The organism is Streptomyces sp. NPDC018833, from assembly GCF_044390825.1.
Taxonomy (GTDB): domain Bacteria; phylum Actinomycetota; class Actinomycetes; order Streptomycetales; family Streptomycetaceae; genus Streptomyces.
Map to the genome: position 1 here is coordinate 38,046 of NZ_JBIRZM010000004.1, position 10,040 is coordinate 48,085.

The window sequence follows — 10,040 nt, forward strand, 5'->3', positions numbered from 1 at the left end:
CACCCGGCTGCCGACTGTCGGCTGTAGCGAAAGGAACCCTGATGGGGAGCGCGCAGGAGAAGGACGAGCTGTACGCCCTGGACATCTCCGACGTCGAATGGCAGGGCCCTCCCGGCACCAGCCCGGACGAGGAGCGGGTCGAGATCGCGCACCTCCCGGGCGGCGCCGTCGCCATGCGTTCCTCCCTGGATCCGGACACGGTGCTTCGGTACACGGAGGCGGAGTGGCGCGCGTTCGTGCTCGGCGCACGGGACGGCGAGTTCGACCTGCGCTGAGGCTTCCGTTCCACGCCGAGGCATCGGCCTCTTCGCATCGAGCCGGCGGCTCACGACGACCGGGCAGGGGTCGCGGGACCGCCGGTTCGTCACGACAGGCGGTTCGTCACGACGCAGGCCGGCGACGCCGAGACCGGATTGTTGGGCAGTGCCTGGCACATGGACTGAGCAGTCGCACATCTCGGCGTAGTTGTACCGGTTTACCCCAATGGGATTCTGCACGCTCCGGCGTACCGTCGTCACCTGGGGGCAGTGCGTGACGTACGGGACAGCGGACGGGGACGGGCGGGCCTGACGCGGTGGCGTTGTTGGCGATTAGGGTGGGTCGGGGCACGGCAGAAGAACCTCCGGGCATGTTCACCGCGTCCCCAGGGGGAGAGCCGGGCCGATCGGAAGTCAACGGTGGCCCCCACCCACGACGGCACAAGGGTGCTCGACCACACCAGGAGGCAAAGTGAACGGCGATCGGGACGACATCCACGGGGGCTGGAACCTTCCCGTCGACGAGTCCGACGCGGAGCCCGCCGAGCTGACGGGTGAGTTCACCATCGACTACACCCCGCCTGCCTGGTACACGCAGAACGCGTCGGGCGACACCTCGGGCGGGAGCACCGGTCAGCACACCCCGCCTCCGCCGCAGGGCGCTCCGGTCGCCGTGCCCGGGCTGCCCGCGGGGAGCGGTTTCGAGCCGAACTGGGCACCGGCGCCGCCCGCGACTGCCGCGACGCAGGAGCCCGCGCCGCACATAGCACAGGAGCCGGGCCCCGCCGCACCGCCGCCCGCGCCCGCTCCCGTGGCGCACGAGCCAGGTCCCGTCGCACCGCCGCCGGCTCCGGCTCCCGCACCCTCCGCGCCCGCCCCCGTCGTGCCGCTGCCCGCACCCGCGCCCGCACCGGTGGCCGAGCAGGCGCCGCCGGTGGCTCCGGTCGCGCCCGTGGCGGACGAGGCATCGTCGCAGTCCCTCGGGGGCGGCGATCTGGAGAGCGGCGCCACCATGCGCTTCTCCGCGGCGGCGCTGAAGCGGGAGATGGCCGAGCTCGCCGCCGCCCAGGACGCCGCGGACTCCCGGGCCGCGGAGGGCGCCGAGGGCGCCGCAGGCACCGGCGACGCCGATGCGGCGGAGCCCTCGAGCGACGCCGGTGCCGCCCGGCAGGACGACGAAGCGGGCGAGTCCGAGAGGTCCCGCGCCGGTTCTGAGGCCGACGCGGACGACCACCGGGTCGAGCCCGCGGACTCCTCAGAGATGGCCGGGGCCGACGGCGACGCCCCCGGCGACGCGGTTGCCGACGTCACGCCGGCGGAGGACGAGGCGGCTGCCGACAACGACGTCCAGGACGCCGTGCCCGCCGCCGTCGCCGACGTCCAGGACGCCCCGCCCGCAGCCGAGGTCCAGCCGTGGACCCCTGCGTCCGCCCCTGTCGCGCCGCAGAGCGAGCTGCCCCCGCTACCGGCCGCGTACCAGCCCGCCGCACCGGCTCCCGCCCAGCAGTGGCCCGCACCCACGCCCACCGCCGACCAGTCGGCGCAGCCGCAGTCGCCCTCGGCGCCATGGCCCACGCCTGCGCCCGGCCAGCCCGGTGGTTACGGTTTCCCGCAGCAGACGCAGCCTGGCCAGACACCGCATGCCCAGACACCTCAGCCGCAGCCAGGCCAGCAGCAGCCCATCCCCCCTGCCCCGCAGGGCGGTTACGGCTTCCCCCAGCAGGGCCAGCAGCCCGGACAACCGGCACAGCCCACACCCAACACCCCCGCACCGCAGAGCGGTTACGGCTTCCCCCAGCAGGGCCAGTACCAGGGACAGCAGCCCGGACAACCGGCACAGCCCACACCCGCACCGCAGAGCGGTTACGGCTTCCCCCAGCAGGGCCAGCACCAGGGACAGCAGCCCGGTGGCTACGGCTTCCCGCACCCCGGACAGCAGGGACAGCCCGCCCCGCAGGCTCCGCTCCCCGTTCCGCCCCAGGCCCAGCAGCCGTACCCCCAGCCCGGTCAGCCGCTTCCGCCGGCGGCCCACCCCGGGCAGCTGCCGCCCCAGGCACCCGATCCGCAGGTCCCCGGCGCACCCGGCCCGCAGGGCGAGGCCGTCGACCCGCGGACCGGTGGCGCGTGGCCCACGCCCGTCACGCACGACCAGCGCGAGCGGTCCGTCCCCGGCGCGCCCCTCGGGTACACGGCCGCCGTCGAGCTCTCCTCCGACCGGCTGCTGCGCAACAACAAGCAGAAGCCCAAGTCGAGCCGCAACCCCTCCAGCGCCGCCCGCTTCAAGCTCGGTGGCAAGAAGGAGGAGGCGGAGCGGCAGCGCAAGCTGGACCTGATCCGCACGCCGGTGCTCTCCTGCTACCGGATAGCGGTGATCAGCCTCAAGGGCGGTGTCGGCAAGACCACCACGACCACCGCACTCGGCTCGACCCTCGCCACCGAGCGCCAGGACAAGATCCTCGCGATCGACGCCAACCCCGACGCCGGCACGCTCGGGCGGCGGGTGCGCCGGGAGACCGGTGCCACCATCCGTGACCTCGTCCAGGCGATCCCGTACCTCAACTCGTACATGGACATCCGCCGTTTCACCTCGCAGGCACCCTCCGGACTGGAGATCATCGCCAACGATGTGGACCCGGCCGTCTCCACGACGTTCAACGACGAGGACTACCGGCGCGCGATCGATGTGCTGGGCAGGCAGTACCCGATCATCCTCACGGACTCCGGCACGGGGCTGCTCTACAGCGCCATGCGCGGGGTGCTGGACCTCGCCGACCAGTTGATCATCATCTCGACGCCGTCCGTCGACGGTGCGAGCAGCGCGTCGACGACGCTGGACTGGCTGTCCGCGCACGGGTACGCCGACCTGGTGCAGCGTTCGGTGACGGTCATCTCCGGTGTGCGCGAGACCGGGAAGATGATCAAGGTGGACGACATCGTGCAGCACTTCCAGACGCGCTGCCGCGGTGTGGTCGTGGTGCCCTTCGACGAGCACCTCGCCGCAGGTGCCGAGGTCGACCTCGACATGATGCGCCCCAAGACGCGTGAGGCGTACTTCAATCTGTCGGCGCTGATCGCCGAGGACTTCGCACGTGCCCAGCAGCAGCAGGGGCTCTGGACGGCGAACGGCAACCCGCCGCCGCAGGCCGCGCCGCCGATGCCCGGCCCTCAGGGCCAGGGACAGCCGCAGTGGCAGGGCCAGCCGCACGCGCAGGGCCAGCCCGTCCCAGGTCAGCCGATGCCCGGTCAGCCGTACCCGCAACAGCCGCAGCATCCGCAACAGCCGCAACAGCCTTACGGCGGCCCGCAGCAGGGTTACCCGCCGCAGGGCTGGCAGCAGTCGCCGCCGTCGCAGGCGCAGTCGCCCGCGACGCCGGCCGGGCCGCCGCCCGGCGCGGCCGGACATCCGGGCGCACCCGCCGTTCCGGGTCATCCGGGCGCCATGGGGCAACATGATTCGGGGGCACCCGTGTTGCCGGCCGCATGGCCGCAGCAGCAGCCTCCTCAGGCACCGCCAGCCCCTCAGCAGTAACGCTACAGAGGTCTGAACCAATGAGGGCCCGCACCGGCTTCCCGGTGCGGGCCTTCGTCGTATTCCCGCAGCCCACACGGGGTTTGAGGGGCCGTTGACGCGGCATGACCACCCTGATAAACCTTCGCTTCACCAGCTGGCGAACCCGTGATCACCCATCTGCCTTCTCCGAGCGAGTCATGACGTGAGGTCACCGTCCCATGGTCCATAAGGCTCCATCCCGCTCCGTCCGGCAACGCCCCCGCTACCGACTGGTCCTCGCCGCCTGCGCCGCCGCCTCCGCGCTGCTGATGTCCGGCGCGATGGTCCCGCCGGCCCACGCCGGCGCCCACGAACGCGCGCTCTCTCCCGCCCTGGCGGCAGCCGGGGAAGAGGCGAAGGACGGCAAGCAGGTCCTCACCGTCGCCGTCTCACAGAGCGTGGACTCCCTGAGTCCGTTCCTCGCGGCACGGTTGGTGAGCACCTCGATCCACCGGCTGGCGTACGAGTACCTGACGAACTACGACCCCCGGGATGGTCGGACGGTCCCCGGGTTCGCCACCGCCTGGAAGCCGTCCGATGACAAACTCACGTGGACGTACACCATCCGCGACGACTCGAAGTGGTCGGACGGCAGGCAGGCCACCGCCGAGGACGCGGCGTGGACCTTCACCAAGATGATGACGGACGAGAACGCGGCCACCGCCAACGGCAGCTTCACCGCGAACTTCGAGAAGGTCACCGCGCCCGACCCGAGGACGCTCGTCATCGAGCTGAAGAAGCCCCAGGCCACGATGACGGCCCTGGACGTGCCGATCGTGCCGAAGCACATCTGGGAGAAGGTCGGCGACTTCTCGAAGTTCAACAACGACAAGCAGTTCCCGATCGTCGGCAACGGCCCGTTCGTCATCACGGACTTCAAGGTCGACCAGTATGTGAAGCTCCGTCCCAACAAGGACTTCTGGCGGGGCGCGCCGAAGTTCGACGAACTGGTCTTCAAGTACTACAAGGACGGTGACGCCGCCGTCGCCGCGCTGCAGAAGGGCGAGGTGTCCTTCGTCCAGGCACTGACCCCGGCGCAGGCCGCCGCACTGAAGAACGCGGAGAACATCAAGGTCAACGACGCCCCCGGCCGCCGCTTCTTCGCGTTGGCGACGAACCCGGGCGCACGGGCCAAGGACGGCAGCAGCTTCGGCAGCGGGCACAAGGCGCTGCTCGACCCGGTCGTGCGCAAGGCGCTGTTCCACGCGACGGACCGCAGGACGATCGTCGACAAGGTCTTCCAGGGCCACGCGGTCGAGGGCGAGGGCTACATCCCACCGCGCTTCACCTCGTACTTCTGGAAGCCTGATGCCGATCGGAAGATCGGCTACGACCCGGCCGAGGCCGCCAGGCTCCTCGACGGCGCCGGCTACCGGAAGAACGCCACCGGCAAGCGCGTCGGCAAGGACGGCAAGGCACTGGACTTCCGCGTCCTGTGCCACGCCACCGACCCGAACGACAAGGCGATCGGCAAGTACCTGCAGGAGTGGTGGGGCGAACTCGGCATCGGGCTGAAGGTCGAGTGCCTCGACAACGTCTCGGACCCGTGGCTCAAGGGCGACTACGACCTGGCCTTCGACGGCTGGTCCGTCAACCCCGACCCCGACTTCGTCCTGTCGATCCACACCTGCGCAGCACTGCCGGCCACCCCCAAGGACACCGGCGCCACCGACAACTTCATCTGCGACAGGCAGTTCGACGAGCTGTACGCGAAGCAGGCCGCGGAGTACGACCCGGCCCAGCGCGCCGAGCTGGTCAAGCAGATGCAGGCGCGGCTGTACGACACGGGCTACATGCATGTCCTCGCGTATCCGAACGCGGTCGAGGCGTACCGTACCGACCAGATCAAGTCCATCACGACGATGCCCGAGGCCGCCGGCAACATCTACGGCCAGGACGGCTACTGGAGTTGGTGGTCGGCCGAGCCTGCCGCGGGTGACGGCAGCGGTTCCGGAGGCAGCTCCTCGACGGGTGCCGTGATCGGTGTCGGCGCGGTCGTCGTGCTCGCCGCCACCCTCGGGCTCTTCGTCGCGATGCGGCGCCGTTCCACCGCGGAAGACCGTGAATAGTCGATGAGCACCACGAGCACGACCGGCACGACCGCTGTGGCGCGGGCCCCTGAGGCCCGCGCCGCGAGCGGCAATGTACGTGCCTATCTCCTGCATGCGGCGGGCAGGCTCGGCGGTGCGGCGATCTCGCTGTTCGCCGTGCTCGTCACCAGCTTCTTCCTCTTCCGGATCATCCCTGGTGACCCGGTGAAGGCCATGACCCATGGCATGCCGACGTCCGCAGAGCAACTGGCCACCCTGCGCCGCCAGTTCGGGCTCGACCAGCCGATGTGGCAGCAGTTCACCGACTACTGCGGCAAGGCCCTGACGGGTGATCTCGGCATGTCGTACCAGTTCCACGCGCCAGTGGGCGATCTGATCGCCCAGAAGGTTCCGGCGACGCTGCTGCTCACCGGGGTCGCCGTGGTGGTCTATTCGGCGCTCGGGCTCTGGCTCGGCACCCGCTCGGCCTGGCGGCACGGCAGTCTCGGCGACAGGCTCAACACGGGTGTGGCACTGACGCTGTGGTCGGTGCCCGCGTTCTGGCTGGGCCTGCTGCTGATCATCGTCTTCGCGGTGGGAATCGGCCCCATTCCCGGAATGTTCCCGACCGGAGGAATGGAGTCGGGCAGCGAGAGCGGTTTCGCGTACGTCGCCGATGTCGCGCACCACATGGTGCTTCCGGTGATCACTCTCGTCGCCGTCGGCTATGCGCAGACGCTGCTGGTGATGCGTTCCTCGCTGCTCGACGAGATGGGCGGCGACTACCTGACGACGGCCCGCGCCAAGGGGCTCCGGGACGACGCGGTGCGCCGCAGGCACGCTGTTCCGAACGCGCTGCTGCCGACGGTGACGATGGTCTTCATCAACCTGGGGCATGTGGCGGCCGGTTCGATCCTGGTGGAGACGGTGTTCTCCTGGCCCGGCCTCGGCGGACTGTTCTACCAGGCGCTCAGCGTGCCCGACCTGCCCCTCGTGCAGGGCCTGTTCGTCGTGTTCGCCGGCGCGATGATCCTGATGAACCTCCTCGCCGACCTGCTGTATCCGTTGCTCGATCCCCGGGTGGGCCGATGACGACGACCCCGGTCGAGAAGACCGCACGTTCCGCAACGTCACTGGCATGGGCGCGCCGCCGGCATTCGGTGGCCCGCTTCTGGCGGGAGTACCGCGGGCACCGCGCCGGACTGTACGGGCTCGCCGGACTCGCGCTCATCGCCGCGCTGGCCCTCGCCGCACCACTGCTGGTCGGCCCTGACGTGCAGAGCGTGGCGAACGCGTCCGGTACGGCGCTGGAGCGGCCGAGCGGCGAATTCCCGCTCGGGACCGACCAGTTCGGCCGTTCGCTGCTCGGGCTGCTGGTGTGGGGGGCGCGGATCTCGCTGACCGTCGGGCTGCTGTCGGCCGCGCTGTCAGTGGCCATCGGCACCCTCGTCGGCATCATCGCCGGCCACTACGGCGGCTGGTTCTCCACCGTTCTGATGCGGATCACGGACTGGTTCCTGGTCATGCCGACGCTGGTGCTGGCGATCGTGCTCGCGACCGTGATGTCACGCAGCATCTGGACCGTCGTCATCGCGATCGGCGTCACCAGCTGGCCGACGACGGCGCGGCTGGTGCGGGCCCAGACCATCGCCGTGGAGTCCCGGCCCTACATCGAGCGCGCCAAGGCGCTCGGCGGTGGACACGGGCACATCATGAACCGGCACGTCCTGCCCAATGTGATGCCGCTGGTGCTCGCCCAGACCACGCTCGGCATCTCCAGCGCCATCCTCACCGAGGCGACACTCGCGTTCCTCGGCCTCGGTGACCCGACCGTCGTCTCCTGGGGCGGCATGCTCCAGGACGCACGCGAGGCGGGCGCGGTGTCCTCCGGCCACTGGTGGTACCTCGCCCCGCCCGGGATCGCCATCGCACTCGTGGCACTCGCCTTCACCCTGTGCGGGCGTGCGATCGAGTCCGTACTCAACCCGAAGCTGGGAGTGGCGCGTTGAGTCTGCTCGAGGTCAGGAACCTCCATGTGACCTACGGCTCCGGAACACACGCCGTGCCCGCCGTACGCGGGGTCGACCTCTCCCTCGCCGCCGGGCAGAAGCTCGGCGTCGCGGGCGAGTCGGGCTGCGGCAAGTCGACACTGGCCCTGGCCCTGCTGCGGCTGCTGCCCGCCTCCGCCCGGCTGACCGGCGAGATCCGGCTCGGCGGCGAGGACGTGCTGACCATGAAGTGGGGACGGCTGCGGGCCGTCCGCTGGGCCGGGGCGTCGATCGTCTTCCAGGGGGCGATGCACTCGCTGAACGCGGTGCACCGCATCGGCGACCAGATCGCCGAGCCGATCCTGTTGCACCGCAAGGCCACCGCCGCCGAGGCCAGGACGCGCGTCGGAGAACTCCTGAAGCACGTGGGCCTGCCGGTCTCGCGCGCCGACGCCTATCCGCACGAGCTGTCCGGAGGACAGCGCCAGCGGGTGATGATCGCGATGGCGCTGGCCTGCGATCCCCGGCTGATCGTCGCCGACGAGCCGACCACCGCACTCGATGTGATGATCCAGGCGCAGATCCTGCGGCTGATCGAGCACCTGGTCGCCGAGAAGGACATCGCGCTGCTGATGATCAGCCACGATCTGGGCGTCCTCGCCGACACCTGCGACGAACTGGCCGTGATGTACGCGGGCCGGATCGTCGAGGAGGGCCCCGCGCGGGCGGTGTACGGCGCGGCCCGGCACCCGTACGGGCAGGCCCTGTCCGCCGCGTTCCCGCGCATCGGGGACCCCGCGTCGCGCCGTGCCCCGCGCGGCCTTCCGGGCGACCCGCCCGACCCGGCGTCGCTGCCGGCCGGCTGCACCTTCCACCCGCGCTGCCCCGTCGCCGTGGACGCCTGCGCCACCGAGGACCAGGTGCTGGTGACGGCCGGTGAGGCGCACCGGGCGGCCTGTCTGCACGTCGGTCCGGAGCGGGCGGAGCAGTTGTGACCGCGCCCCTTCCCGGCCCGTGCCGGGCCCGCCCGTTCCGTCATCCGGTGCAGTGTGCCGGGGCCGTACCGAGGAGCCGCGCATGACCACCACTCCCCTGCTGTCGGCGGCCGGGCTGCACATCACCTTTCCCGGGCGGCGCGGCCGTCCGTCCGCGCGGGCGGTCGACGGGGTCGATCTCGATATCGGTACGGGCGAGATCGTCGCGCTGGTCGGCGAATCGGGCTGCGGCAAGACCACCCTCGCACGGTCGCTGCTCGGTCTGGTGCCGCCGACGTCGGGCCGCGTGACGTTCGGGGGAGAGCCGCTGGACTACGCCTCGCGCTCGCTGAAGCGGTACCGCAAGCGGGTGCAACTGGTGCTCCAGGACCCGAGCGGCTCGCTCAACCCCCGGCACACCGTGTACGACGCGGTCGCCGAGGGCCTGCGCATCCACGGCTACGGGGGCGACGAACGGGCGGCGGTGGCCGAGGCGCTCTCGCGGGCCGGGCTGCGCCCGCCGGAGCGGTTCTTCCTGCGCTATCCGCACGAGCTGTCGGGCGGTCAGCGCCAGCGCGTGGTGATCGCCGGCGCGCTGGTCCTGGAGCCCGAACTGATCGTGGCCGACGAGCCGGTGGCATCGCTGGACGCCTCCGTACGCGGCGAGATCCTCGCGCTGCTGCTGCGCCTGCGGGACGAACTGGGCCTGTCCGCCCTGGTGGTGACGCACGACCTGGGCCTCGCGTGGAACATCGCGGACCGGGTGGCGGTGATGTACCTGGGCCGGATCGTGGAGTCGGGCCCGGTGGAGGAGGTGCTGACCGCGCCCCGGCACCCGTACACGAAGGCGCTGCTGTCGGTGCTCCCGGAGTCGCGGGACGAACCGGTGGTCCTGACGGGCGAGCCCCCGGACCCGTCCCGAGTCCCGGCCGGCTGCCGCTTCCACGCCCGCTGCCAGGTCCTCTCCTCGGGCGAGGCTGCGCGGGCGGGGGTGGCGGAGCTGTGCCGTACGCGAGACCTCCCAGTGCTGCCCGCGCTGCCGAACGGCGGGGCGGGGGTGGCGTGCCACTGGGCGGCGGCGGGGGGCTAGGGCGGCACGTGGCCGCCCGATCCCGGCGGCGGCCTGTGTCACCGGGGGTGGGCAGTCCCCCACCCCACCCCTTCCCGAAACTCTGCCGAGACCCGGGGGCCCCGCCCCGTGACCCCCAACCACCCCCGCCGCCCGGCGCGCACACCGGCGG

At 71.5% G+C, this 10,040-nt stretch carries 7 protein-coding genes; all 7 read left to right on the forward strand.

Translation table 11 applies throughout. From position 1 onward, the window contains the following. The first annotated feature begins 41 nt into the window (after positions 1 to 41). The 7 genes from ACH5AF_RS09950 to ACH5AF_RS09980 all read left to right on the forward strand — a co-directional run bounded on the left by ACH5AF_RS09950 (position 42) and on the right by ACH5AF_RS09980 (position 9,889). Positions 42 to 275, forward strand: a complete 234-nt coding sequence (locus ACH5AF_RS09950; protein ID WP_215187253.1) for a DUF397 domain-containing protein — start codon at positions 42 to 44, stop codon at positions 273 to 275. 454 nt (positions 276 to 729) lie between these two features. Beyond that, a complete protein-coding gene (locus tag ACH5AF_RS09955) occupies positions 730 to 3,786 on the forward strand; it encodes an SCO5717 family growth-regulating ATPase (RefSeq protein ID WP_398901064.1) in 3,057 nt (1,018 codons plus the stop codon). Positions 3,787 to 3,986: 200 nt separating this feature from the next. Further along, on the forward strand, positions 3,987 to 5,876 hold the full coding sequence (locus ACH5AF_RS09960; protein WP_398901065.1) for an ABC transporter substrate-binding protein: 1,890 nt from the start codon (positions 3,987 to 3,989) through the stop codon (positions 5,874 to 5,876). A 3-nt stretch (positions 5,877 to 5,879) separates the two neighbouring features. Continuing rightward, positions 5,880 to 6,929 (forward strand): ABC transporter permease, encoded by a 1,050-nt coding sequence (locus tag ACH5AF_RS09965; RefSeq protein WP_398901066.1) that lies wholly within the window; start codon positions 5,880 to 5,882, stop codon positions 6,927 to 6,929. Beyond that, on the forward strand, positions 6,926 to 7,846 hold the full coding sequence (locus ACH5AF_RS09970; protein WP_398901067.1) for an ABC transporter permease: 921 nt from the start codon (positions 6,926 to 6,928) through the stop codon (positions 7,844 to 7,846). The genes ACH5AF_RS09965 and ACH5AF_RS09970 overlap by 4 nt, the downstream gene beginning before the upstream one ends. Next, positions 7,843 to 8,820, forward strand: coding sequence for an ABC transporter ATP-binding protein (locus tag ACH5AF_RS09975; RefSeq protein ID WP_398901068.1), 978 nt, complete (start codon positions 7,843 to 7,845; stop codon positions 8,818 to 8,820). Before ACH5AF_RS09970 ends, ACH5AF_RS09975 begins: the two co-directional genes overlap by 4 nt. 82 nt (positions 8,821 to 8,902) lie before the next feature. Then, positions 8,903 to 9,889, forward strand: coding sequence for an oligopeptide/dipeptide ABC transporter ATP-binding protein (locus ACH5AF_RS09980; protein WP_398901069.1), 987 nt, complete (start codon positions 8,903 to 8,905; stop codon positions 9,887 to 9,889). The last annotated feature ends 151 nt before the right edge of the window (positions 9,890 to 10,040 follow it).

Excerpts from the sequence above, each read along its gene's own strand:
- ACH5AF_RS09950 (WP_215187253.1), top strand. The coding sequence starts at position 42 with ATGGGGAGCGCGCAGGAGAAGGACGAGCTGTACGCCCTGGACATCTCC.
- ACH5AF_RS09960 (WP_398901065.1), top strand. The coding sequence starts at position 3,987 with ATGGTCCATAAGGCTCCATCCCGCTCCGTCCGGCAACGCCCCCGCTAC.
- ACH5AF_RS09965 (WP_398901066.1), top strand. The coding sequence starts at position 5,880 with ATGAGCACCACGAGCACGACCGGCACGACCGCTGTGGCGCGGGCCCCT.
- ACH5AF_RS09970 (WP_398901067.1), top strand. The coding sequence starts at position 6,926 with ATGACGACGACCCCGGTCGAGAAGACCGCACGTTCCGCAACGTCACTG.
- ACH5AF_RS09980 (WP_398901069.1), top strand. The coding sequence starts at position 8,903 with ATGACCACCACTCCCCTGCTGTCGGCGGCCGGGCTGCACATCACCTTT.